Annotated in this window: 21 protein-coding genes; 16 read left to right on the plus strand and 5 right to left on the minus strand. The window is 72.0% G+C overall.

Going from position 1 to position 23629, the window contains the following annotated elements; all coding sequences use genetic code 11:
• Positions 1-72 precede the first annotated feature (72 nt).
• Positions 73-561: an ATP-binding protein gene (locus ACH4FH_RS03655; protein ID WP_398554091.1), complete on the minus strand. Its 489-nt coding sequence runs from the start codon at positions 559-561 to the stop codon at positions 73-75.
• Positions 562-806: 245 nt separating this feature from the next.
• On the opposite strand from ACH4FH_RS03655, the gene ACH4FH_RS03660 reads away from it, so the two are divergent.
• The 14 genes from ACH4FH_RS03660 to mltG all read left to right on the plus strand — a co-directional run bounded on the left by ACH4FH_RS03660 (position 807) and on the right by mltG (position 16664).
• Complete coding sequence (locus tag ACH4FH_RS03660; RefSeq protein ID WP_398554092.1) at positions 807-1649, plus strand: hypothetical protein; 843 nt, start codon at positions 807-809, stop codon at positions 1647-1649.
• A 120-nt stretch (positions 1650-1769) separates the two neighbouring features.
• On the plus strand, positions 1770-2570 hold the full coding sequence (locus ACH4FH_RS03665) for a YcnI family protein (RefSeq protein ID WP_398554394.1): 801 nt from the start codon (positions 1770-1772) through the stop codon (positions 2568-2570).
• A 71-nt stretch (positions 2571-2641) separates the two neighbouring features.
• Positions 2642-3283: an SCO family protein gene (locus ACH4FH_RS03670; protein ID WP_398554093.1), complete on the plus strand. Its 642-nt coding sequence runs from the start codon at positions 2642-2644 to the stop codon at positions 3281-3283.
• Complete coding sequence (locus tag ACH4FH_RS03675) at positions 3280-3732, plus strand: copper chaperone PCu(A)C (RefSeq protein WP_398554094.1); 453 nt, start codon at positions 3280-3282, stop codon at positions 3730-3732. The genes ACH4FH_RS03670 and ACH4FH_RS03675 overlap by 4 nt, the downstream gene beginning before the upstream one ends.
• A gap of 47 nt (positions 3733-3779) precedes the next feature.
• The gene (locus ACH4FH_RS03680; RefSeq protein WP_398554095.1) at positions 3780-5885 is read left to right on the plus strand and encodes a copper resistance CopC/CopD family protein; all 2106 of its coding nucleotides are present in this window, start codon (positions 3780-3782) and stop codon (positions 5883-5885) included.
• Positions 5885-7255 carry an iron uptake transporter deferrochelatase/peroxidase subunit gene (gene efeB, locus ACH4FH_RS03685; RefSeq protein ID WP_398554096.1) on the plus strand — a complete coding sequence of 457 codons (1371 nt, stop codon included), beginning with the start codon at positions 5885-5887 and terminating at the stop codon, positions 7253-7255. The genes ACH4FH_RS03680 and efeB overlap by 1 nt, the downstream gene beginning before the upstream one ends.
• 96 nt (positions 7256-7351) lie before the next feature.
• Complete coding sequence (pheA, locus tag ACH4FH_RS03690; RefSeq protein ID WP_398554097.1) at positions 7352-8278, plus strand: prephenate dehydratase; 927 nt, start codon at positions 7352-7354, stop codon at positions 8276-8278.
• A 638-nt stretch (positions 8279-8916) separates the two neighbouring features.
• Positions 8917-10206, plus strand: a complete 1290-nt coding sequence (gene serS, locus ACH4FH_RS03695; RefSeq protein WP_398554098.1) for a serine--tRNA ligase — start codon at positions 8917-8919, stop codon at positions 10204-10206.
• Positions 10207-10223: 17 nt separating this feature from the next.
• The gene (locus ACH4FH_RS03700; RefSeq protein WP_398554099.1) at positions 10224-11072 is read left to right on the plus strand and encodes an HAD family hydrolase; all 849 of its coding nucleotides are present in this window, start codon (positions 10224-10226) and stop codon (positions 11070-11072) included.
• Positions 11073-11479: 407 nt separating this feature from the next.
• Positions 11480-11794, plus strand: coding sequence for an SAV_915 family protein (locus tag ACH4FH_RS03705; protein WP_398554100.1), 315 nt, complete (start codon positions 11480-11482; stop codon positions 11792-11794).
• Positions 11795-11809: 15 nt separating this feature from the next.
• A complete protein-coding gene (gene lysA, locus ACH4FH_RS03710; RefSeq protein WP_398554101.1) occupies positions 11810-13300 on the plus strand; it encodes a diaminopimelate decarboxylase in 1491 nt (496 codons plus the stop codon).
• A gap of 218 nt (positions 13301-13518) precedes the next feature.
• Positions 13519-14229 carry a FadR/GntR family transcriptional regulator gene (locus ACH4FH_RS03715; protein WP_398554102.1) on the plus strand — a complete coding sequence of 237 codons (711 nt, stop codon included), beginning with the start codon at positions 13519-13521 and terminating at the stop codon, positions 14227-14229.
• A 146-nt stretch (positions 14230-14375) separates the two neighbouring features.
• Positions 14376-15680, plus strand: coding sequence for a CynX/NimT family MFS transporter (locus ACH4FH_RS03720; RefSeq protein ID WP_398554103.1), 1305 nt, complete (start codon positions 14376-14378; stop codon positions 15678-15680).
• A 162-nt stretch (positions 15681-15842) separates the two neighbouring features.
• Entirely contained in the window at positions 15843-16664 is an 822-nt protein-coding gene (mltG, locus tag ACH4FH_RS03725; RefSeq protein WP_398554104.1) for an endolytic transglycosylase MltG, read from the plus strand.
• 69 nt (positions 16665-16733) lie between these two features.
• Here the strand turns inward: mltG and ACH4FH_RS03730 are convergent, their stop codons facing one another.
• From ACH4FH_RS03730 to ACH4FH_RS03745, 4 genes are all read right to left on the minus strand, one after another.
• Positions 16734-17453, minus strand: a complete 720-nt coding sequence (locus ACH4FH_RS03730) for an ABC transporter permease subunit (RefSeq protein WP_398554395.1) — start codon at positions 17451-17453, stop codon at positions 16734-16736.
• Between the two features lie 78 nt (positions 17454-17531).
• Positions 17532-18443, minus strand: coding sequence for an ABC transporter ATP-binding protein (locus tag ACH4FH_RS03735; protein ID WP_398554105.1), 912 nt, complete (start codon positions 18441-18443; stop codon positions 17532-17534).
• A 100-nt stretch (positions 18444-18543) separates the two neighbouring features.
• On the minus strand, positions 18544-19479 hold the full coding sequence (locus ACH4FH_RS03740) for an ABC transporter permease subunit (protein WP_398554106.1): 936 nt from the start codon (positions 19477-19479) through the stop codon (positions 18544-18546).
• Positions 19469-20572 carry an ABC transporter ATP-binding protein gene (locus tag ACH4FH_RS03745; RefSeq protein WP_398554396.1) on the minus strand — a complete coding sequence of 368 codons (1104 nt, stop codon included), beginning with the start codon at positions 20570-20572 and terminating at the stop codon, positions 19469-19471. Before ACH4FH_RS03745 ends, ACH4FH_RS03740 begins: the two co-directional genes overlap by 11 nt.
• A gap of 298 nt (positions 20573-20870) precedes the next feature.
• Between ACH4FH_RS03745 and ACH4FH_RS03750 the strand changes: the two genes are divergently transcribed.
• Together ACH4FH_RS03750 and ACH4FH_RS03755 are read left to right on the plus strand one after the other, a co-directional pair.
• A complete protein-coding gene (locus tag ACH4FH_RS03750) occupies positions 20871-21737 on the plus strand; it encodes a M24 family metallopeptidase (protein WP_398554107.1) in 867 nt (288 codons plus the stop codon).
• The gene (locus ACH4FH_RS03755) at positions 21734-23584 is read left to right on the plus strand and encodes an SDR family oxidoreductase (protein WP_398554108.1); all 1851 of its coding nucleotides are present in this window, start codon (positions 21734-21736) and stop codon (positions 23582-23584) included. The genes ACH4FH_RS03750 and ACH4FH_RS03755 overlap by 4 nt, the downstream gene beginning before the upstream one ends.
• Positions 23585-23629 lie beyond the last annotated feature (45 nt).

Here is a 23629-nt window from a genome sequence, read left to right on the forward strand (position 1 = left end):
GCGAGCAACCGAGGTCGGCACGACTGCCCGCTGGTTCAGCAGCTCAGGGCCCGGTTCCCCTGGCTCTACCGGTCATGACGCCATCGGCAGTGCCGCGCCCTCGCGCCACTTGAGGATCTTGTCGAAGCTGACGACCGCGCCGCGGCGGCCGGTGCGGTTGCGGTAGCGGACGTGGTCGGTGAGGGCCTCGATGAGGAAGAGGCCGCGGCCGTCCTCGGCGTACGGGGAAGCCTGCGCGGGGGCCGGGGCCGGCAGCGGGGCAGGGCCCTCGGCCGCCTGGCCGGTGGGCGGGGACTGCGGGCGGCTGAAGCCGGGGCCGGAGTCGGTCACCTCGATGCGGCAGGTGTCGCCGTCGATGAAGGCCGTGACGCGATAGTCCTCGGTCGCGGCGTCCCCGCCGTGCTCGACGGCGTTCGCGCAGGCTTCGGACAGGGCCACCGACAGGTCGTAGCAGATGTCGGGGTCGACGCCCGCCGCTTCCATGGTGCCCAGCAGCAAACGACGGGCGAGCGGCACGCTTGCCGCCTCGCGCCGCAAGTGGAGGGACCACCAGATGCTCATCGCTCCAGCCTCCTGGCCGCGGCTCGACATACCGATACGTATTGCCGCACCGTATGGTCCGTAAGCGTGTCCGGGATGTGACACCGCTCATTCGGCGGATGCGGCACCAAGCGCACCGGTGTAGGCGCACTCTGCGGCGCGCGCCCCCGTGCGCCCCGCCGGGCGCCGATGCGGCCCCCGCACGCGGCGCTGAGCGGCGCCCTGCCGTAGGCAGCCGAGGGGCTCAGTGGGATGATGACGCCGCCATGACTGCCTCGCCAGCCCCCACAGCGCGCGCAGCTGCCGATCTACGGCTGCTGCGTGCCGCGGTGTTCACCGCGGTCTGTGTCGTGCTGTCCGCGGCCGGGCACATGGCTGCCTCGTTGACCGCCGTCCCCCTGTGGACCCTGGGTGTCGCCGCTGCCGCCGTGTTCGCGGTCGCGGCCCCGCTGGCCGGGCGGGAACGGTCGCTTCCGGGGATCGCCGCCGGACTGGCCGTCGGTCAGGTGGCACTGCACGCGCTGTTCGCGATGAGCCGGCAGCCGGCGTCCGCCGTGGCGGAGACCGGCGGCAAGGGCGTCGCGGGCCTCTCCGACCACGCGGCGATCAGCATGGCCCGGCATGCGGTCTGCGGCCTGGGCAGCGGCCGGCTGGACGGCGACGAAGCGCGCCGGATCCTCGGCTCGGGCGGCTTCGACACGGCCCTGGCGGCCGGCTCCGCCGGACACGCCGGGCAGCGGATGCCGACCGGGATCGCCGCCGACCCGGCCATGGCGCACTGCCTGCTGCCGTCCCTCCCGATGCTGCTCGGACACCTGCTCGCGGCGCTCGCCCTCGGGTGGCTGCTGCGCCGGGGCGAGGCGGCGCTGTGGCGGCTGGTCCGGCTGTCGGCTCCGGCAGCGCGTGAGGTCGCCGCGCAGGCGCTCATCGGCGCGCTGCGCGGGGCGCTCACGCTGGTCGGCGCCCTGATCGCCGGGCTGGACACGGCGCACGACAGTGGGATGCGCGCCCCCGTTTCGTACGGGGATGACAAACCGGGCCCGCAGCACCTCACGCTCCACCACAGTGTCGTCAGGCGGGGGCCACCCACCCTGGCCCTCGCGGCCTGACGACACGCGAAGCACACCCCCACAGGACGGGTACGGGCTCTCGCGCCGTCGCCGCATGCGCGCCAGAGCAACTCATCCGAACCGTTCTCCTGTCTGTGGAGTGTTTTCTACATGTCGAAGATGTCGCACCTCTCGCACCCGGCGCCTGCCCGTACCTCGGCCGACCCGGCCGACGGCCCCACGGTCCCCGCGCGCCGGTTCGCCCGCCGGCTGCCCGTCGTGGGCGCGATCGCCGCGGGCGGCGTGCTGCTGCTCGCCGGCCCGGCCTTCGCGCACGTCAGCGTCCAGCCCGAAGCGGCCGAGAAGGGCGGCTACGCCACCGTCAATTTCAAGGTGCCCAATGAGCGTGACGACGCCTCGACGGTGAAGCTCGAAGTCAACCTGCCGACCGACCACCCGCTGGCGTCCGTCATGCCGCAGCCGGTGCCCGGCTGGAAGGTGGAGGTCACCAAGTCCAAGCTCGACAAGCCGCTGGAGATGCACGGCGAGAAGATCAACGAGGCGCCCTCGAAGATCACTTGGACCGCGGACGGCAAGGGTGTCGAGCCCGGCCAGTTCCAGCAGTTCCCGGTCTCCGTCGGCCAGCTTCCCGAGGACGCCGACCAGCTCGTCTTCAAGGCCCTCCAGACGTACGACGACAAGGAGGTCGTGCGCTGGATCGAGCCGGCGAAGGAGGGCGGCGCGGAGCCGGAGAACCCGGCGCCGGTGCTGAAGCTCACCGCGGCGACCGGCGACGGCCACAGCGCCGGCGCGGCCGGCGAGGACGCCAAGGGCGGCGAGGACGGCGGCAAGCACACCGCGGCCGCCGAGGACATGGCCGACAGCGACACCACGGCACGCGTGCTGGCCGTCGTCGGCATCGTCGTCGGCCTCACCGGAGTCGGCTTCGGCGTCCTCGCCGGCCGGCGCCGCAGCTCCTGACCTGCGACCGGGCCGATGCCGACGCGCGCCGGCCCGGCGCCCCATCCCCTGGTTATACGGATATCTCTGCAATGCGTAGAAGGACCATGCTGGCGTCCGCCCTGGCGGCGGCCGCAGCCCTCACCCTGACCGCCTGTGGCACCGAGGACGGCAAGCCCGCCGCCGATGTCTCCGGCTCGACCTCCCGGCCGATCGTCACGCTCGACAGTCCGCTGGAGAAGCCGGACCTTCAGCTGACCGACTCCGACGGCGAGAAGTACGACCTGTTGGAGAAGACCAAGGGCCACCCGACGATCATCTACTTCGGCTACACCAACTGCCCGGACGTCTGCCCGCTGACGATGGCCAACATCGCCGTCGCGGTGAAGCAGCTGCCGAAGGCGGAACAGGACGACCTGCGCGTCCTGTTCGTCACCTCCGACCCCGAGCGCGACACCCCCGCCGCCCTCAAGAAGTGGCTCGCCGGCATCGACGCGGACTTCACCGGTCTGTCCGGCTCGTTCGACGCCATCCAGCAGGGCGCGCGCAGCGTGAACATCGGCATCGAGAAGCCGGTCAAGAAGAAGAACGGCGATGTCGTCTCGACGCACGGTGCCCAGGTCCTGATGTCGTCCCCCAAGGACGACCGGATCCACTGGATGGGCATGCAGGAGGCGACCGCCGACAACTACACCAAGGCACTGCCGAAGATCATCAAGGGACAGAACCCGTGAACCGCCGTACAGCCCTGACCGCCGCTCTCGCTCTCACCGCAGGTCTCACGCTCGCCGGCTGCGGCGGAGGCGACGACGAAGCCCCGGAACTCGAGGTCTCCGGCGCGTACATGCCGCAACCGATCACGCAGGACATGGCCGGCGCGTTCCTCGTCGTCAAGAACACCGGGGGCGCGGCCGACAAGCTCACCTCGGTCACCAGCGACCTGTCCAAGGACATCACGATCCACAAGACGGTCGGCAGCAAGATGGAGGAGGTCCCCTCCCTGAACGTGCCGGCCGGCGGTGAGCTCACGCTCGCCCGCGGCGGCAACCACCTGATGTTCATGGGCCTGAAGAACAAGCCCACCGAGGGCGACACCGTCACCATCGAGCTGCACTTCGCGAGCGCCGACCCGATCAAGGTCGACGTCCCGGTGAAGTCGGTCTCGTACGCGCCGAAGAAGTAGCGGCGGTGGACGCCACGGCTGCCGAGCAGAAGTAAGGGAGCACCACTATGGCCATCACCGGCTCCTGGCCGCGGCGGTCCGCCGCGCTGCGCCTGCTGGTCCTCGCGGCGGCGCTGCTGGGCGCGCTGCTCGGCGGCGCGGCCCCGGCCGACGCGCACGCCGCGCTGACCGGCAGCACTCCCGCCCAGGGGTCGGTGGTGGACCGTGCCCCCGAGCAGGTCACGCTCACCTTCTCCGAAGGTGTCGCGATGGGCGACGACTCCATCCGGGTCCTGGACCCCCAGGGCAAGCGGGTGGACCGCGGCAAGCTGCGCAACCTGTGCAGCGGCAGCGTCGTCAAGTTCGGCGCCGGACTCCCGCCGGGCCTGGCCGACGGCACGTACACCGTCGCCTGGCAGGCGGTCTCGGCGGACAGTCACCCCGTCTCCGGCGCCTTCACCTTCTCCGTCGGCGCACCCTCCAAGACCACCGCCGCGGTTCCCCAGCAGGAGGCCGGCGGCGGGCTGGTGGGCGCGCTCTACGGCATCGCGCGCTACCTCGCCTACGCCGGTTTCGTGCTGCTGGCCGGTGGCGCCGCCTTCATCGTGGCCTGCCGTCCGGCCGCCGCCCGGGTCCGCTCCGTCCAGCGCCTGGTCGTCCAGGGCTGGGCCGTGCTGACCGCGACCACCATCGCGATGCTGCTGCTGCGCGCCCCGTACACCGGGTCCGGCGACCTCGCCGACGTCTTCGATCTCGGCGGTCTCCGGCAGGTCCTGGCGACCAAGCCGGGCGCGGCGTTGGTCTCCCGGATCCTGCTGCTCGCCGCCGCGGCGCTGTTCGTGGCGGTGCTCTTCGGGGCGTACGCGCGGGCACAGGAGCCGGAGCAGGGGGAGGACAGCACGGAGGCGGCCAGGCGGCGCACGGACCTCACGAGGGGGCTGGGCATCGGCGGAGTGATCGTCTCCGCCGGGCTCGCCGCGACCTGGGCGATGGCCGAACACGCCTCGACCGGTCTGCAGACCGCCGTCGCCATGCCCGTCGACGTGCTGCATCTGCTCGCCGTCGCCGCCTGGCTCGGCGGGCTGGCCGCCCTGGTCGTGTCCCTGTACTGGGGGCCGGCCGTGGAGCGCGCCGCCGTCCGCCGCTTCTCGCGGATCGCGTTCGGCTCCGTGGTGGTGCTGGTCGTCACCGGCATCTACCAGTCCTGGCGGCAGGTCGGCAGCTGGGACGCCCTCACCGACACCTCTTACGGGCGGCTTCTGCTGCTCAAGGCGGGCCTTGTCGTGGTGCTCGTCGGCATCGCCTGGGTGTCCCGGCGGTGGACGGCCCGGCTCTCGGAGCTCCGTACGGAGACCACGGAGGCCACCGAGGCCACGGAGGCCACGGAGGCGGCGACGAACGCGGCCCCGGGCCTGTCCGAGGCGGCGCCCTCGCCCGCTTCCGCAGCCGATCCGGAGCCCGAGCCCAAGCGCACCCCGGTGGCGGTCACCGTCCCGTCCGCGTCCACGAGCGGCTCCGGGACGGACGAGGCGTCCGACGCCGCCTCGGGCTCCACGTCCGACGCCACCTGCGTCTCCGCGTCGGACGACGAGGTCGACCCCTACCGCGCGGCCCAACTCGCCCGCCAGCAAGCCGCGTTGAGCACCGCACGCACCAAGCGCATCCGGGACGCCGATCCGCAGCGGCTGGGGCTGCGGCGGTCGGTGCTGGCCGAGGCTTCGGTGGCAGTCGTGCTGCTCGCGGTGACCACCGTGCTGACCGCCACCGAACCGGCCCGCACGGAAGCCGCGGTCAAGGCCGCCGAGGCCGGGCAGTCCGCCGACGCCAACCAGCCGCGGGTGCTTTCCATCCCGTTCGACACCGGCGGCCCGCGGGGCAAGGGCACCGCGCGTATCGACCTCGACCCCGGGCGCAGTGGCAGCGCCAACGAACTGCATCTGCGGATCTCCGATCCGTCGGGGGCGATCATGGACGTCCCCGAGGTGAAGATCTCCTTCACCCTGAAGACCAAGAAGCTCGGGCCGCTCCCGGTCGCTCCCGACCACCTCAGCGAGGGCCACTGGAGCGCGAGCGGCGTCCAGCTGCCGGTCCCCGGGAAATGGCAGCTCTCGCTGCTCGTGCGGACGTCCGATATCGACCAGGTGACCGAGACCAGGAACGTGAAGATCGACTGATGAGCAAGCAGGCCCCGGGCAGGAAGTCGCCCGGCAAGAAGATCCCCGAGCCCGGCCGCGGGCCGCGCCCCGGGCCGGCCGCCCCGGCGACCGCCGACCGGGCCGCCGCCCCCGCACCGGACGGCGCCGACGTACCCACCGTGGAGCTGTCCCGCCGCCGCCTGCTCGGCACCGTCGGTGCCGTGGGCGCGGCCGGGCTGGTCGCGGGCGGCGCCGGTGGCGCCCTCGCGGTCACCGCCGCGCGCGACGACGCCCCCGCGGCGCTCACGAGCATCGGCTCGACCGAGGTCGCCTTCCGCGAGGAGCGCGCCGCGCACCAGGCGGGCATCACCACCCCGCTGCAGGCCAACGGCCACCTCCTCGCCTTCGACCTGGCCCCCGGCACGGACCGCAAGGGCGCGGCCGCCCTGCTGCGCCGCTGGTCACGGACGGCCGAGGAGCTGATGGCGGGCCGGACGCCGGACGCCGACACCGCGGTCGCGCTCGACGCGGGCCCCTCCTCGCTGACCGTCACCTTCGGCTTCGGCCACAGCTTCTTCGGGCGTACCGGCCTGCAGAAGAAGCGCCCGGTACAGCTCGACCCGCTGCCCGACTTCTCCGCCGACGCCTTGGACCCGGGCCGCGGCAACGGCGATCTGTGGATCCAGATCGGCGCGGATGACGCCCTGGTCGCCTTTCACGCGCTGCGCGCGCTGCAGAAGGAGGCTGCGGGACGGGCACGGCTGCGCTGGCAGATGAACGGCTTCAATCGCACCCCGGGCGCCACCGCCCACCCCATGACCACCCGCAATCTGATGGGGCAGGTCGACGGCACCAACAATCCCCGGCCGTCGGACTCGGACTTCGACGCGCGCATCTTCGTGGGGCGCGACACCGACCAGGAGTGGATGCGCGGCGGCTCCTTTGCCGTCGTCCGCCGGATCCGGATGCTGCTGGACGACTGGGAGAAGCGGTCACGCCGCGAACAGGAGCGGGTCATCGGCCGCCGCAAGGACAACGGTGCGCCGCTGACCGGCGGCTCGGAGACCACCCCGATGCGGCTGGACGAGACCGGCGCCGACGGACTCCCGGTCATCCCGGCGAACGCGCACGCCAGAATCGCCGCACCGGAGTCCAACCAGGGCGCGGCGATGCTGCGCCGCCCGTTCTCCTTCCACGACGGGTTCCGCGACGACGGCGCCCCGGACGCGGGTCTGCTCTTCATCTGCTGGCAGGCCGATCCGCTGCGCGCCTTCACCCAGATCCAGCGCAAGCTGGACCGCGGCGACGCGCTGTCGCCCTTCCTGCGGCACGAGGCGAGCGGTCTGTACGCGGTGCCGCCCGCCGCGGCGCCCGGGGACTACGTCGGCCGCCCCCTGCTGGAGGGCTGAGGAAAGTGGCCGCTGGGCCGGGAAACGGCTCGGTATCGTGACAGGGCAGGGAGATCGGCGGGTTGCCCCCGCAATGACGCGAGGGAGTCCTTTGTGATGTCGGCCAGTCGCTATACGTATCTCGGCCCCGCGGGCACGTTCACGGAGGCCGCCCTGCGCACGCTTCCCGAGGCGGCCACCCGGGAGCTGGTGCCGATGGTGTCGGTGCCGGCCGCCCTGGACGCGGTGCGCAGCGGTGAGGCCGCCGCCGCCCTGGTGCCGATCGAGAACTCCGTCGAGGGCGGGGTGACGACCACCCTCGACGAGCTCGCCTCCGGCGAGCCGTTGATGATCTACCGCGAGGTGCTGCTGCCGATCGCCTTCGCGCTGCTGGTGCGTCCCGGTACCGCCCTGCACGACGTGAAGACGGTGACCGGCCATCCGGTCGCCCAGCCGCAGGTACGCAAGTGGCTGGCCGCCCATCTCCCGGAGGCGGTCTGGGAATCCGCGGCCTCGAACGCGGACGGCGCGCGGCTGGTGCAGGAGGGCCGCTACGACGGCGCCTTCGCGGGCGAGTTCGCGGCCGCCACGTACGGTCTGGAGCCGCTGGTCTCCGACATCCACGACGCGCAGAACGCCGCCACCCGGTTCGTGCTGGTGGGCCGGCCGGCCCGGCCCGCGTCGCCGACCGGCGCGGACAAGACATCGGTCGTGCTGTGGCTGCGCGAGGACCACCCAGGCGCGCTGCTGGAGCTGCTGCAGGAGTACGCCGTCCGGGGCGTCAACATGATGCGGATCGAGTCCCGGCCGACCGGCGAGGGCATCGGCCGCTACTGCTTCTCCGTCGACTGCGAGGGGCATCTGACCGACCGCCGGGTCAGCGAGGTCCTGATGGGCCTCAAGAGGGTCTGCCAGGAGGTGCGCTTCCTCGGCTCGTATCCGCGGGCGGACAAGGTGACGGCGACCGTGCGCCAGGAGATGACGGACGCGGCCTTCACCGAGGCGTCGGACTGGCTCGGGCGCTGCCTGGACGGGCGGGCCTGACGGGCGGTCCGGCCCGTGGGACCTGCGGCTTTGAGCGGGTCCCAAGGTTGTCCACAAAGTTATCCACAGGGTCCGTTCTCGACCTGTGGGTAAGTCGACACGAGAGTCGGACAGAGTCGACAAATCCCTCTACCGACCCCACACCGCTCCACAGTGCCCCACAGCGCCTCACGAGGTGTCGCGTCAGCACAATTCCCGTGATCAATCCTTTAGGGCTAGTCAATCCCACACGAAAGAGTGTGGGAAGAGGGTTTGGGCAAGGAATCCATAGCCGAGCATTCGAGGGTCGGAATGATCAGTTCCGACTTCCACAGATCTCACACACAGCCTGTGGATAAGAATCCCTCAACCCCCTCCCCCTGTGGAAAACCGAGGCGCCCGGCCCACCCGACCGCCCACCCAACTCCCCGCCCCCGCCCAGTGGATCACTCGTCACGCACGCCGCGAATGCCCCATACCGGGGAATGCCCGCGAATTCCCCGGCGGCTTTCCGTGGACTCCCGGAGGCACCCTTTCTCGCATTCCACCCCGCAGCCACCCCACGCCCACTCAAGAATAAACTTCCCCAAACCGGACAAAGCGGAACGTGGGGGAATATGACGTCGAGGTCCGCGGCCCGTCCCCGGTAGCCTGGTGGGGTGATTGACCTTCGCCTGCTCCGTGAGGACCCCGACCGTGTGCGCGCCTCCCAGCGCGCCCGTGGAGAGGACGTCGCGCTCGTCGACGCGCTTCTCTCCGCCGACGAGCGGCGCAGGTCGTCCAGCGTCCGCTTCGACGAGCTGCGTGCCGAGCAGAAGTCGCTCGGCAAGCTCATCCCCAAGGCTTCCGGTGACGAGAAGGCCGAACTGCTGAAGAAGGCCGGCGAGCTGTCCGCCGCCGTCAAGGCCGCGGACGCCGCGCAGGACGAGGCCAAGGACGAGACGCAGGCCCTGCTGCGCAAGCTCGGCAACCTCGTCCACCCGGACGTGCCGATCGGCGGCGAGGAGGACTTCACCGTCCTCGAAACCCTCGGCACCCCGCGCGACTTCGCGGCAGAGGGCTTCACGCCCAAGGACCACCTGGAGATCGGCGAGCTGCTCGGCGCGATCGACGTCGAGCGCGGCGCCAAGGTCTCCGGCTCGCGCTTCTACTACCTCACCGGTGTCGGTGCGCTGCTGGAGCTCGCGCTCGTCAACGCCGCGATCGCGCAGGCCACCGCGGCCGGCTTCACGCCCATGCTGACCCCGGCCCTGGTGCGTCCGCGCGCCATGGAGGGCACCGGCTTCCTCGGTCAGGCGTCGGAGAACGTCTACCACCTGGAGAAGGACGACTACTACCTGGTCGGCACCTCCGAGGTCCCGCTCGCCGCCTACCACATGGACGAGATCGTCGAGGCGTCCAAGCTGCCGCTGCGCTACGCCGGTTTCTCGCCGTGCTTCCGCCGCGAGGCCGGCACGTACGGCAAGGACACCCGCGGCATCTTCCGGGTGCACCAGTTCGACAAGGTCGAGATGTTCTCCTACGTCGCGCCGGACGACGCGCAGGCGGAGCACCAGCGGCTGCTGGACTGGGAGAAGCAGTGGCTGACCGGCCTGGAGCTGCCGTTCCAGGTGATCGACGTCGCCACCGGCGACCTCGGCGCCTCGGCCTCCCGCAAGTTCGACTGCGAGGCGTGGATCCCGACCCAGGGCAAGTACCGCGAGCTGACCTCCGCCTCGAACTGCGACGAGTTCCAGGCCCGCCGGCTGTCGGTCCGGATGCGCGAGACCGTCAACGGCAAGCAGCGGGTCTCGCCGCTGGCGACCCTCAACGGCACGCTCTGCGCCGTACCCCGCACCATCGTGGCGATCTTCGAGAACCACCAGCTGCCGGACGGTTCGGTGCGCGTCCCCGAAATGCTCCGCCCCTACCTGGGCGGCCGGGAGATCCTGGAGCCCGTCTCCAAGTGACCGCCGCAGGTTCAACGGTGCCCGCCCCGCGGGCGCTGCCGTACAAGCTCATCGCCACGGATCTCGACGGGACGCTGCTGCGGCACGACGAGACCATCTCCGAGCGCACCCGCAATGCGCTCGCCGCGGCCACCGCGGCGGGCGCGGCGCACATCGTCGTCACCGGGCGCTCGGTGCCCTGGACGCGGCACATCCTCGACAGCCTGGACTACCACGGGCTCGCGGTGTGCGGTCAGGGCGCGCAGGTCTACCACGCCGGTGAGCACCGGCTGCTGACGTCGGTGACGCTGGACCGGCAGCTGGCCGGGCTCGCGCTGTCCAAGATCGAGGCGGAGACCGGCCCGCTGCTGCTGGCGGCGAGCCGGGACGGTCTGGAGGGCGAGGTGCTGGTGGCCCCCGGCTACCGCATCCAGGAAGGCCCGCTGCCGAACGTCATGATCGACGACCCGGGTGAGCTGTGGGCGGCGCCGCTCAACAAGGTCTACCTCCAGCACCCGACCCTCGGCGACGACGCCCTGGCCGGGGTCGCGCGCGAGATCGCCGGGGATCTGGTGGGCGTGACGGTCTCCGGCGAGGGCATCGTCGAGCTGCTGCCGCTGGGCCTGACGAAGGCCACCGGCCTGTCGCTGGCCGCCCGCCGCCTGGGCATCACGGCCAAGGAGACCCTGGCCTTCGGCGACATGCCCAACGACATCTCGATGTTCGCCTGGTCCGCGTACGGCGTGGCGATGGCCAACGCCCATGACGAACTCAAGGCCGTCGCCGACGAGATCACCGCCTCCCACGAGGAGGACGGCATCGCGCACGTCCTGGAGCGGCTCTACCCCTGCGCCGCCCCCGCGGGCGCCGAGGGCACGACAGTCTGAAGCCCCTCCACGGGAGGGCTGTGCCTTCGTGGTCCGCAGCGCCTCCCGGGTACGTCTTCCCGGTGATCACCCGGGGTTCGACGTCAATTTCCTTTGCCGCAGGGCACCTTGGACCGCACAGAGCGGTCCAGGACCGACAGGCCGGCACCTGGGCCGCGGGGCCCGCGTCAAGGGCGAGGAGCTCGGTTCACGGAAGGCGGACGCGGCGGCAGGTGTCCGTCCGGGTGCCGTGCAGGGGCCGCCCGTCGGCCACCGCGCGGCAGCATCGCGTCAAGTCCCGTCCGTTCGCCGTCAATGACGCGTCAGCGGGCGGAGGCCGACGGATTTCCCGGGCATAGCGTCAGTGTCGAGCCCCGGCACCTTCTTCCCTCCGGTCGGGGCCACTGTCCTCTGCGAGGAGCATCGCCGTGTCCCACATCCTGTACGCGGAAGATCCCGAGCCTGCCGAACGCCTCCCGGCCGGGCCCCTGTTCGTTCCCGTCCGGCCGGGCCCCGCGGGCTGCACCGCCCGCCTGTTCCGGACGCCGCTCGGTGGCCGTACCGCTGTCGGCTTCACCTCGGCCCAGCGGCTGACCGCGGCGCTCGGCGGCGCCCAGCCGTGGATCAGGCTCTCCGTGTCCGCGCTGCGCGCGCTGGCCGAGCCGGTCGGGGTGGCGGTGGTGACCGTCGACCCCCGGTTCCGCCCCGAAGCTGCCCCCCGGCAGCACCTACGGGCCGTCTGAGGGAGCAGTCACACCATGACTCACCGCACTCTGCCCCCGGCCGGCCCCTCGCCTGTGCCCGCTCCCTCCGCCGGCCGGCCGACCCCGGCCCCGGCCGTCCCGTCAGCCACTACGCCACCGGCCGCCGTCTCCCCGGGGCCCGGCCGGGCGCCCGCCGTCCCCGGACCGCGGGCGGCCGAGCCCGACGCGCCGGCCGCGCCCACGGAGACCGCGCCGCTGTCCGTCTGGCCGACGTCCACGCTGCCTCTCGCCGACGGCGACCTCTCCGTCGGCGGCGTCCCCCTCACACAGCTGGCCGACCGCTTCGGCACCCCCACCTACGTTCTGGACGAGGGCGAGGTCCGGCTCCGCTGCCGGGCCTATCTGCGGGCCTTTCCCGAAGCCGATGTCTTCTACGCGGCGAAGGCGTTCCTCTGCCGCGCCATGGCGCACTGGGTCCAGCAGGAGGGCCTCGGCCTGGACGTCTGCTCCGCCGGCGAGCTGGAGCTGGCCGTCACCACGGGCTTCCCGGCCGAGCGGATCCTGCTGCACGGCAACGCCAAGAGCCCGGCCGATCTACGGGCGGCGCTCCGGCTCGGCGTCGGCCGGATCGTCATCGACAGCACCTCGGAGATCGCCCGGCTGGCCGCCCTCGTCCCGCCGGGCAGCCGGCAGAAGGTGCTCATCCGGGTCGTGCCGGGGATCGCGGCGGGTGGCCACGCCAAGATCCGCACCGGAACCGACGACCAGAAGTTCGGCCTGTCGCTCACCGACGGGTCCGCCCAGCACGCCATTGCCAGGGTGCTGGGGCAGCGGAGCCTCGAACTCGTCGGCCTGCACTGCCACTTGGGCTCGCAGATCACCACCGTCAAGCCGTTCCTCTCGGCCGTACGGCGACTGGTCGGCCTGCTGGCCCGGATCCACGAGCAGCACGGCAGCACCCTGCCGGAGCTGGACCTGGGCGGCGGCCACGGCATCGCCTACCGCCCCGGCGAGCCCGCGCTGGACCTCGCCTGCCTCGGCACGAAGGTCCGGGCCGAGCTGGCCCGCGGCTGCGCGGCGGCCGGACTGCCGGTGCCCCGGCTCGCCATCGAGCCGGGCCGCGCCATCGCGGGGCCCGCGGGCATCGCCCTCTATCGGGTGCTGGCCGTCAAGCAGACCGGCGCGCATCGGTTCGTGGCGGTGGACGGCGGCATGAGCGACAACCCCCGGCCCGCGCTGTACGGGGTGCGCTACGCGCCCCTGCTGGTCGGCCGGCGCACCTCCGCCGCACCCGAACCGGCGACCGTCGTGGGACGGCACTGCGAGGCGGGCGACATCCTCGCCTCCGATGTCGCGCTGCCCGGCGATATCCGCCCCGGTGACCTGCTCGCCGTCCCCGTCGCCGGCGCGTACCACCTCTCCATGGCCTCCGGCTACAACCTCGTCGGACGGCCACCGGTCGTCGCCGTCACCGCGGGCCACGCGCGCCTCCTCGTCCGGCGCGAGTCCCTGGCCGACATCCAGGAGCGGGACATCGGGCTGTAGGGAGGCGGAACGCGGCGGGCCCCGGGGCGGGCCGGTCGAAGGGCCTGCCCTCGACCAGGCCGCCCCGGGGCATGCGCCCGTCTTCGGCCACCTCCCGTCTTGCGTGTACGCTGAACGCATCAGTTGTAGGATGACTGGGCAACCGGACAGAGCGCGTCGCAGGGACCGCAGCATCGCGGGCAGCGGCGCGGGCAAGGACAGAGAGGCGGCCGGACGGCATGGCATTGCAGGCAGCGGGGCGGCAGTCCCTGGTGGACACCGTCGTCGAGGCCCTGCGGTCCCAGCTGGCCGCCGGCGAGTGGCAGGTGGGGGCGCGCATCCCCACCGAACACGCCCTCGCCGAACAGCTCCAGGTCGGCCGGAACACCGTCCGGGAAGCGATCCGGGTCCTCGTGCACGCGGGGATGCTGCGCTCGCGCCAGGGCGAGGGCACCTTCGTGGTGTCCGCAGCCGACCCCGGCGACATCATGCGCGGCGTCCAGCGCGCCGGTATCCGCGACGTCCTGGAACTGCGGATCGCGCTGGAGGCGGAGGCCGCCCGGCTGGCCGCGCTGCGGCACGAGCCCGCCGACCTGGAGCGGATGCGGACCGCCCTGGACGCCCAGGCCCAGCTCGCGGACGCCGCCGGACAGCCCGCCTCCGGCAGCCTCGAGCTCTACGCCGACCACGACATCGCCTTCCACAAGGCCGTCGTCGAGGCCGCGCACAACACCGCGCTCACCGCGACATACGGCTGGTTCAGCAGCTCCGTACGCGAGGCGCTGGTCAGCGCGCTCGACGACCGGGCGATGCCGAAGGTCGTGCACGGTGACCACCGTGCCGTCCTGGACGCGATCGCGGCGGGCGACCCGGAGGCCGCGGAACGGGCCACCCGCGAGCTGCTGGACAAGCCGAAACGGGCCGTGGAAGCCCTGCTCGCCGCCCGCTGAGACGGAGTCCGCAAGACCGCGCACGCACACGGGCACCCTCCGCGCCTCGTCGCACTCCCCGCAGCGGCGCAGCAGCTGCCCGCCGCGCCGGCACACACCCGCACGGCCCCCAGATACACGGCAATCGATTGGCGAGGTACGCACCCATGTCAGGGCCCAGGTTCGAAGCACCCTTGATCGACGCGGAGGAGGAGACGGTCTCGGCACCGGAGGCCACCGCGGTCCGCCGTCGGCTGCGGGAGCACCCGGCCCTCCTCCTCGTCGGGATCGTCCTCGCGGCGCTCAACATGCGGGCCGCGCTCGCCGGCGTCTCACCGCTGCTCGGTGAGATCGGTGCGCACTTCCACCTCACCGCGACCGCCAGCAGCCTGGTGACGACGATTCCGCTGATCTTCATGGGCCTGGGCTCGATCGCCGCGCCGAAGCTGGCCCGCCGCTGGGGCACCGAGGCGGTGCTGTGCGGGGCGCTGGTGCTGCTGTGCGGCGGCATCGTGCTGCGCATCGCCCCGCCGGTGATCGCGCTGTTCGCGGGCTGTGCGGTGGTCGGCACCTCCATAGCCCTGCTGAACGTGCTGATGCCGGGCCTGATCAAGCGCGACTTCCCGGACCGGGCCGCCGGCATGACGGCGCTGTACTCCACCGCGATGATCCTTGGCGCGACCGTGTCCGCCGCGACCGCCGTGCCGCTGGAGAGCGCGCTGGGCGGCTGGCAGGGCTCGCTGGTCTCCTGGGCGCTGCTGGCCGCCGTCGCGGGGGTCGCGTGGATCCCGCAGACCGTTCTCAGCCGCCGCGGCCGGAGTGCCGCGCGCCCCGGCGGCCCGGGGGAAGGCCACCGCGGCAACGCGCCCGCGCACACCGCCGAGAACGGACCGAAGCTGAGCCGTTCCCCGCTGGCCTGGCAGGTCACGCTCTTCATGGGGTCGCAGTCGCTGATCGCGTACGTGACCATCGCCTGGATGCCGACGATCCTCACCGACCACGGCATGGCGAAGGGCGAAGCCGGTCTGGTCTTCGCCTTCAGCACGCTGGTGCAGATGGCCGGTTCGTTCGTGGTGCCGATGCTCGCGGGCCGGATGCGCCGCCAGCGCCTGCTGGGCGTCACCGTCTCCTCGCTGATGGCCTCCGGCGTCGCGGGACTGCTGGTGGCGCCGGCGGCCGGGGCCTGGCTGTGGGCCGCGCTGCTCGGCATCGGGCAGGGCGGCGCGCTGGGCCTGGCGCTGACGATGATGGTGCTCCGGTCCGGCGACGCGCACACCGCGGCCCGGCTCTCCGGCATGTCCCAGACCGGCGGCTATCTCCTCGCCGCGGTCGGCCCGCTCGCCCTCGGCGCGGTCCACCAGGCCACCGGCGGCTGGACCGTCCCCCTCCTGCTCCTCCTCGGCGTCTGCGCCGGACTCGCCCTCCTGGGACTCGGCGCGGGCCGCGACCGCCGGATCGGGGACACGGCCTGAGGTCACCGGCCGCGGGCTGACCCGAGGGGCCCGGTGCGTACGGCAGCGCCCTGTTCGTCGTCGGCTGTTGGTGGTCGGCTGTCCGTCTTCGGCTGGTCATCCTCGGCGATGATCAGGGGGGAGGGCATCCCGTCCGGCTGCGTACTGGCTTACGGTGCCCTCATGAGCGATGTTGAGCGCACCGTTCGCCGGCCACGTCCGCGGTTCTCCCGCACCGGCCGGCTTCTTCTTGTCGCCGGGCTGTGTGTCCTGGTGGTCCTCGCCGTACTCCTCGTGCCCCGGTTGCTGCGCGGCGGGCCGGAGCGGGCGGAGACGCTGACCGTCCCGGAGGGCATGCGGGCCAAGCAGATCTACGCCGCCGCGGACAAGGCCCTCCATGTGGCCGAGGGCACCACCGCGAAGGCGGCCAGGACCGCGCGGCTCGAGCTGCCGGACGAGGCGAAGGGCAACCCGGAGGGCTATCTCTTCCCAGCCACGTATCCGATCGGGGCGGACACCACCCCGGCCTCGCTGCTCTCCTACATGGTCGAAACCACTCACGACCGGCTCGCCGCGGACGGCATCGCCACCTACCGGACCGTCGTGATCGCCAGCATCGTGCAGGCCGAGGCGGACCGGCCGGACGACATGGGCAAGGTCGCCCGGGTCATCGACAACCGGCTCGCCCGGAAGATGCCGCTGCAGATGGACTCGACGATCAACTACGCGCTGGGCCGCAGCACACTCCACACCACCCACTCCGACACCAGGACCGACAGCCCGTACAACACCTACAAGCAGCAGGGCCTGCCGCCCACCCCGATCGACAGCCCCGGGGCGGACGCGCTGAAGGCGGCGGGTGCGCCGCCGGCCGGTGACTGGCTGTACTTCGTGACCGTCAAGCCGGGTGACACCCGCTTCACCGCTGACTACCAGGAACACCTCAAGAACGTCCGGGAGTTCAACGCTCAGCAGCAGAGCGGGGACGGCGAACAGGAGGGGTGAGGCGGGGCGGGCCGCGCCTCACCCCTCCTCACGCCCGCTCACTCCGGCACTCCCTCGCCCTTCCGGCTGCTACTCCTCGCCCGCCAGGGTCAGAGCCTTCAGCCGGCGCCCGGCGTACCAGGTGGCGAGTCCCGTGACAGCCACCAAGAGGCATACGGCGAGAGGCAGTTGCACCTCCGAGGTGATCGCGCCTTCCGCACCGAGCCGCTGCCCCAGCGCCAGCGCCCACTGCTGGACACTGAGCGTCCGCGCGCCGGGGACGAGGTTCCCGAAGAGGGCCTCCCACACCAGGGCGTAGACCAGGCCGAAGACGACGGCGTGCCGTGTGATCGTGCCGAGGAAGAGGAACAGGGCGCTGTAGGCGATCGAGGCGATGGCCGCGGCGAGGGCGTACGCCACCGCGATCTGCTGGCTGTTGCCGTTCAGGACGAAGCCCGCCACCAGGACCGGGACGGCGGAGAACACCACCGTCACGCCGATCGCGACCAGCAGCTTGGTGAAGATGATCGTCGGTCGTCGCACCGGCTTGGCCAGCAGATAGACCACCGAGCCGTCGTCGATCTCCGGGCCGATGGCGCCCGTGCCGGCGATGACGCCGATCAGCGGCACCATCGTGCCGAGCGCGAAGCCGCCCAGGATGCCGCTCGCGGTGGCGTCGTCGGCGCCGGCCAGCATGCGAATGGCGAGGGCGATGACGATGAGCAGGGCGGGCAGCGCGAAGAGGATTCCGGCACGCCGCCGGCCGAGCAGGGCGCGGTAGGTGAGCCGGGCGACGGTCGGGTTGAACAGCGAGAACTTCGGAGGGGTCAGGGAATTCGACGGGGCCGTCGGGGAGGTCGTGGACATGCGTCAGGCTCCTTTCAGGCCTCAGGCCGCTACGAGGTAGGAGAAGACGGATTCCAGCGACTCGTCGGAGGGCGAGACCGTCAGGAGGCGGATGCCGTGGTCACGGGCGACCCGCGGCAGGAGTGCGGTGAAGCGGCCGAAGTCGATGGCCTGGATCCGCAGTGCGCCCTCGACGACGTCGACCTCGATGCCGGAGGTCGACGGGTCGGCGATCAGCGCCCCGGCCAGCGCCCGGTCGTTGTCAGACCGGACGAGATAGCGGTGCGGGCGGTCCGTCATCAGCCGCCGGATCTTGCGGAAGTCACCGGACGCGGCGTGCCGGCCGGCGACCACCACCTCGATGTGCGAGGCCAGTTGCTCGACCTCTTCGAGGATGTGCGAGGAGAACAGGACCGTACGGCCTTCGTCGCCCATCCGCCGCAGCAGCTCCATCAGCTGCATCCGCTGACGCGGGTCCATGCCGTTGAACGGCTCGTCGAGCAGCAGTACCGACGGGTCGTGGACCAGCGCGGACGCCATCTTCACACGCTGCCGCATGCCCTTGCTGTACGTCGAGATCTTGCGGTCCTGGGCGTACTCCATGGCCACGGTGGCCAGCGCCTTGGCCGCCTCGGCACGGCCGAGACCGTGCAACTCGGCGTTGGCCACGACGAACTCGCGGCCCGTGAGGAAGTCGTACATCGCCTCCCGCTCGGGGACGATGCCGAGGTGGCGGTAGATCCCGGCGTTGCGCCAGATGGTGGCGCCGTCGAGGGTGACGGAGCCGCCCGATGGCGCGAGGAAGCCGCCCATCATGTTGATCAGCGTCGACTTGCCGGCGCCGTTGGGCCCCAGCAGGCCCGTCACTCCGGGGCCGATGGTCATGGTGATGTCGTTGACGGCGACGACATTGCCGAACCAGCGCGAGACATGGTCGATGTGGAGGGTGGTCATGGCCGCAGCCCCTTCCTTCCAGGGGTGGTGGTGGGCTGGGGGCAGCGCCCAGCGGTGGCCCGCGGAGAGCGGACGGTCACGGTCGCAGCGGTCGGAGCGGTCACAACCCCGCCTTCCGGTAGCGGCGCATCAGCAGGGCGTAGCAGCCGACGATGACGGTCAGCGAGACGAGGAGATAGACGAATCCGGCGGCGGTGGACGGCCCCAGACCGTTGGGGAAGGAGGTGCTTCCGCCGAGGAGCGCCGACTGCACACCGTCGATGAGCGTGATGGGGGAGAACAACCCGAGCCAGCCGACGGCGGATTCGTTGCCCTGCACTGAGGCGATGCCCTGGACGGCGCTCACGGCGCCGTACGGAATCGTCAGGACGGCGATCACGGCGGCGACGCCGAAGCCGCGGCGCGGCGTGAGGGCCGCGCCGACCAGCCCGATGCCGGCGAACAGCAGCGAGAGCAACGCGACGGAGACGAGCCCCTGCCCCAGGCCCTTGGTCTGGTCGAGGAAGTCCAGCTTCGCCAGCAGGGCCCCGACGTAGAGGACCACCAAAGGAGCGGCGGTCAGGAGGAACAGCGCGCTCGCCATGGCCGCGAACTTCGCCACGACGTAGTCGACGCGTTCGATGGGGCGGGAGAAGTAGAGCGGGACGGTCTTGAAGCGCAGGTCGCGGGAGACGGACTGCGGGGCCTGGGCCGCCAGGTAGAGGCCGATGACGGCCTGGAGGTAGACGGCGTAGCGGGTGTAGTCGACGGGGAGGCTGCCGGCCTTGGTGAACACGGCCACCGCGACGATGATCCCGGCCGGCAGGCACATCACCGCGAAGAGCAGCATCGGCAGCACCTTGGTCCTGGCCGAGCGGCCGAGACCGTAGGCACCACGCAGGCTCTGCGAGAAGAGCGAGCGGCGGGCGTAGGCGCGGCCCTGACGGGGGCCGTCGTAGTGGCGGTAGCCGATGTTGTGGATGAAGGCGCCCGCGGGCGCTCCCTGCGGCGCGACGGGAGCGGAGCCGGGCGTGGACGTGGTGGGCTCAGGCGACATCGGGGGCGCCTCCGTCCTTGGTGGGGTGCGGGGCGCTCGGGGCACCTGCGGGAGCGGCGGGCGTGGCTCCCGCGGCGCCGGGGTGGGGCTGGGTCGGCACCTCGGCAGCCGCCTCGGCGGCGGCGTCCGCGTCGTGGAAGACCTCGGCGATGTGGTGCCTGCGCTGTTCCATCCGGATCAGACCGAGCCCGAGGCCGGCGACGGTGTCCCGCACCAGGTCGTAGGTCTCCTCGCCCGCCGCCTCCACATTCAGCAGGTGCCCGGCGGTGACGCTCCCCGGGCCGGCCGCGTCGGTCGTCACCGCGGCGCCGGCCGCGGTCAGCGCCGCCCGCAGCGCGCCGGCGCCGTCCGGATGCGCGTCGGTGTCCGTGACCTCGACCGCCAGCGAGGCCGTGACCTGCGTGAACTCATCGGTGGAGGAGGAGCGCAACAGCTTGCCGCCGTCGATGACCACGACGTGGTCGCAGGTGCGCTCCAGCTCTCCGAGGAGATGGGACGTCACCAGGACCGATATCCCGAAGTCGGTGTGGACCCGCCGGATCAGGCCGAGCATCTCGTCCCGGCCCGCCGGGTCCAGACCGTTGGTGGGCTCGTCGAGGAACACCAGCTGCGGGTCGTGGACGAGGGCCTGGGCCAGCTTCACGCGCTGCTTCATGCCCGTCGAATAGCCGCCGATGGGGCGGTAGCGCTCCTCGTAGAGGCCGACGTGGCGCAGGGTGTCGGCGGTGCGCTCGCGGGCGGCGGTCGGCGGCAGGCCGGACATCCGGGCCATGTGTACGACGAACTCCGTCGCCGAGACATCCGGCGGCAGGCAGTCGTGCTCGGGCATGTAGCCGACCCGCTCGCGGATGGCGCCGCCGTCCTTCGTCACATCCATGCCGAGGACATGCGCCGTCCCCTCGGTGGCAGGGGCCAGTCCCAGGAGGATCTTGATCAGGGTGGACTTGCCGGCGCCGTTGGCACCCACCAGGCCGGTCACGCCGGGGGCGATGTCAACGGAGAGCCGGTCCAAGGCGGTAACCCGCGGGAACCGCTTGCTCAGGCTTTCGGTCACGATCACAGTCACGGCAACGACGGTAGTGGCGACCGCCAGGCCCGTCGTCAGACCTGGCGGTTGGATATCCCTACCTCTACGGGACTACGGCCCCGTAGGGGAATCATGCCTCCAGCGGTCCTGGGCTCGGGGTTCCGCACGGCGGGCGGTGGCCGCGGAAGCGGAGGGGTCCGGGCCCGGGGAGCAGGGAACCTGTGGATAACGAGCCGGGGATCGGGTGGCGTTCTTCTCGCTCCGTGCACACCCCCTTGACGCAGCCGCCGGTCATTGTCACATTCATCAGTGTCAAGTTACGGGCACGTACCGCGATGGACCGCTTACGGACGGACGGTTGGCGATGGCCTCAGTCACTTCAGCGACCTCGGCAGGAGCCGGCGAACTCACCGCCGAGCTACGGGGATTCCGGGAGGTGCAGCGCCTCGCCTACGCCTGCGCGGAGGCGGTGGCCGCCCAGCTCAAGCCCGGCGTCACCGAGCGCGAGGCGGCGCGGATGCAGCGCGAGTGGCTGCGCGAGCGCGGGGTGCGGGACTGGTTCCATCTGCCGTTCGCCTGGTTCGGCGACCGCACCGCGTTCGCGAACTTCCGCATCCCCCTCCAGTTCTTCCCCACCCACCGCGAGCTGGAGCCGGGGATGGCCTTCATCCTCGACATGGCACCGGTCCACCAGGGCTTCACCGCCGATATCGGCTACTCCGGCTGCCTCGGCCTCAACCCCGTGCACGACCGGCTGCTCGCCGACCTCGAGGCGCACCGCGAGCTGATCCTGCGCGAGGTGCGCGAACGGCGCCCGCTGCGCGAGATCTATGAGGACGTCGAGCGGCTGATGGTGCGGCAGGGGTACGCCAACCGCCACCGCGCCTATCCCTTCGGCGTGATCGCGCACAAGATCGACCGGGTCAAGGAGCGCCGCTGGTCACCCACCCTTTTCGGCTTCGGCACCCAGTCCCTCAAGGGCCTCGCCTCCGACGCGCTGCACGGCCACCGTGACGGCTGGTCCCCGCTGTGGAGCCCGTACACCTTCTCCGACCACCCGCCGCAGCCGGGACTGTGGGCGGTGGAACCCCACCTCGGATTCCGGGGCACGGGCGCGAAGTTTGAGGAGATCCTGGTGGTCACGGACTCCAAGGACCCGCAGGAGAGCGCCTTTTGGCTGGACGACGATCTGCCGCATGTGCGGCGTTGGCAGGAGGAGAAGGCCGCATGAGCACCGGACGTGAACAGGGTCGTGGGCAGGGCCGGCGACAGGGCAAGAGGCAGAACAAGGAGCAGAGCGAGGGGCAGGCGCTCGTGGTCGGTCTCTCCGGCGCCCGGGAGCGCCGGGTGGCCACCGGTGGGGTGGAGCTGTGCGTCGCCGAGCTGGGGGATTCCGCCCGGCCGACGGTGATGCTGGTGCACGGCTACCCGGACAGCAAGGAAGTGTGGTCGGAGGTCGCCCGCGGCCTGGCGGATCACTTCCATGTGGTGCTCTACGACGTGCGGGGCTGCGGCCGGTCCACCGCCCCCAGGCCGCTGCGCGGCGGCTTCACCCTGGAGAAGCTGACGGACGACTTCCTGGCCGTCGCCGATGCCGTCAGCCCCGGCCGCCCGGTGCACCTCGTGGGGCACGACTGGGGATCGGTGCAGGGCTGGGAGTTCGCCACCGCCCGGCGCACGGAGGGCCGGATCGCGTCCTTCACCTCGATGTCGGGCCCGTCGCTCGACCACTTCGGCCACTGGATCAAGCAGCGGATGACGCGTCCCACGCCTCGTCGCACGGCCCAGCTCCTCAGCCAGGGCGCCAAGTCCTGGTACGTCTACATGCTGCACACCCCCGTGCTGCCCGAGCTGGCCTGGAAGGGCCCGCTCGGCAAGCGGTGGCCCGACATCCTGCGCCGGGTGGAGAAGGTGCCGGGCGACGGCTATCCGACGTCGTCGCTGCCGACCGACGCCGCCCACGGCGCCTGGCTCTACCGCGACAACGTCCGTGCCCGGCTGCGCCGCCCCCGCGCCGACGCCTACGCGCACTGCCCGGTCCAGCTCATCACCCCGACCGGCGACGCGTTCCTCTCCCAGCGGCTCTACGACGACCTGGAGCAGTGGGCGCCGCAGCTGGTGCGCCGCACCCTCCCGGCCAAGCACTGGGTGCCCCGCACCCGTCCCGACCAACTGACGGCCTGGATCGGCGAGTTCGTCACCGCCAAGGAGGAGGGCGATCCGACGAAGCAGCTCGTGGCCCGCGGCCCGCACGCCGACCGCTTCGGCGGCCAGCTGGTGCTGGTGACCGGCGCGGCCGGCGGCATCGGCCGGGCGACGGCATTCGCCTTCGCGGAAGCCGGCGCGCGGATCATCGCCGTCGACCGCGATGCGGAGGGCGCGGCGCGGACCGCCGACATGGCCCGGCTGATCGGTGCCCCGCAGGCCTGGGGCGAGGTCGTCGACGTCTCGGACGAGGCGGCCATGGAGAAGCTGGCCGACAAGGTCGACGCCGAATACGGCACCGTCGACGTCCTGGTGAACAACGCCGGCATCGGGCTGTCCGGCTCCTTCATGACGACCTCCTCCGAGGACTGGAAGAAGGTGCTGGACGTCAATCTGTGGGGCGTCATCCATGGCTGCCGGATCTTCGGCAAGCGGATGGCGGAGCGCGGGCAGGGCGGCCATATCGTCAATACCGCCTCGGCCGCCGCCTTCCAGCCGTCCAGGGTCCTGCCCGCCTACAGCACGTCCAAGGCGGCGGTACTGATGCTCAGTGAGTGTCTGCGCGCCGAGCTGGCCGGCCAGGGCATCGGTGTCTCGGCCATCTGCCCCGGGCTGGTCAACACCAACATCACCGCCACCTCCCGCTTCACCGGAGTCTCGGCGGACGAGGAGAAGCGCCGGCAGGCCAAGGCCGCGCGGCTGTACGGCATGCGCAACTATCCGCCGGAGAAGGTCGCCGACGCCATCCTGCGCGCGGTGGTCCGCAACCAGGCGGTGGTGCCTGTGACCCCCGAGGCCCGTGGCGCGCACCTGATGTCCCGCTTCACCCCGCGAGCGCTGCGCGCCCTGGCCCGGATGGAGCCACCGCTGTAGCGCGGCGGTCCCCTTCGCAGTCCCCCGCTGCCTCGGGCCGGGCGG

It is taken from the genome of Streptomyces sp. NPDC017993 (assembly GCF_044328065.1).
Classification (GTDB): Bacteria; Actinomycetota; Actinomycetes; order Streptomycetales; family Streptomycetaceae; genus Streptomyces.

What these genes read in the sequence shown, in the direction of transcription:
- ACH4FH_RS03680 (WP_398554095.1), top strand. Translation starts at nt 3,780, where the DNA reads ATGGCCATCACCGGCTCCTGGCCGCGGCGGTCCGCCGCGCTGCGCCTG.
- ACH4FH_RS03750 (WP_398554107.1), top strand. Translation starts at nt 20,871, where the DNA reads ATGGCCTCAGTCACTTCAGCGACCTCGGCAGGAGCCGGCGAACTCACC.
- ACH4FH_RS03715 (WP_398554102.1), top strand. Translation starts at nt 13,519, where the DNA reads ATGGCATTGCAGGCAGCGGGGCGGCAGTCCCTGGTGGACACCGTCGTC.
- efeB (WP_398554096.1), top strand. Translation starts at nt 5,885, where the DNA reads ATGAGCAAGCAGGCCCCGGGCAGGAAGTCGCCCGGCAAGAAGATCCCC.
- pheA (WP_398554097.1), top strand. Translation starts at nt 7,352, where the DNA reads ATGTCGGCCAGTCGCTATACGTATCTCGGCCCCGCGGGCACGTTCACG.
- ACH4FH_RS03670 (WP_398554093.1), top strand. Translation starts at nt 2,642, where the DNA reads ATGCGTAGAAGGACCATGCTGGCGTCCGCCCTGGCGGCGGCCGCAGCC.
- ACH4FH_RS03735 (WP_398554105.1), bottom strand. Translation starts at nt 18,443, where the DNA reads ATGACCACCCTCCACATCGACCATGTCTCGCGCTGGTTCGGCAATGTC.
- ACH4FH_RS03755 (WP_398554108.1), top strand. Translation starts at nt 21,734, where the DNA reads ATGAGCACCGGACGTGAACAGGGTCGTGGGCAGGGCCGGCGACAGGGC.
- mltG (WP_398554104.1), top strand. Translation starts at nt 15,843, where the DNA reads ATGAGCGATGTTGAGCGCACCGTTCGCCGGCCACGTCCGCGGTTCTCC.
- ACH4FH_RS03720 (WP_398554103.1), top strand. Translation starts at nt 14,376, where the DNA reads ATGTCAGGGCCCAGGTTCGAAGCACCCTTGATCGACGCGGAGGAGGAG.
- lysA (WP_398554101.1), top strand. Translation starts at nt 11,810, where the DNA reads ATGACTCACCGCACTCTGCCCCCGGCCGGCCCCTCGCCTGTGCCCGCT.
- ACH4FH_RS03740 (WP_398554106.1), bottom strand. Translation starts at nt 19,479, where the DNA reads ATGTCGCCTGAGCCCACCACGTCCACGCCCGGCTCCGCTCCCGTCGCG.
- ACH4FH_RS03665 (WP_398554394.1), top strand. Translation starts at nt 1,770, where the DNA reads ATGTCGCACCTCTCGCACCCGGCGCCTGCCCGTACCTCGGCCGACCCG.
- ACH4FH_RS03655 (WP_398554091.1), bottom strand. Translation starts at nt 561, where the DNA reads ATGAGCATCTGGTGGTCCCTCCACTTGCGGCGCGAGGCGGCAAGCGTG.
- ACH4FH_RS03660 (WP_398554092.1), top strand. Translation starts at nt 807, where the DNA reads ATGACTGCCTCGCCAGCCCCCACAGCGCGCGCAGCTGCCGATCTACGG.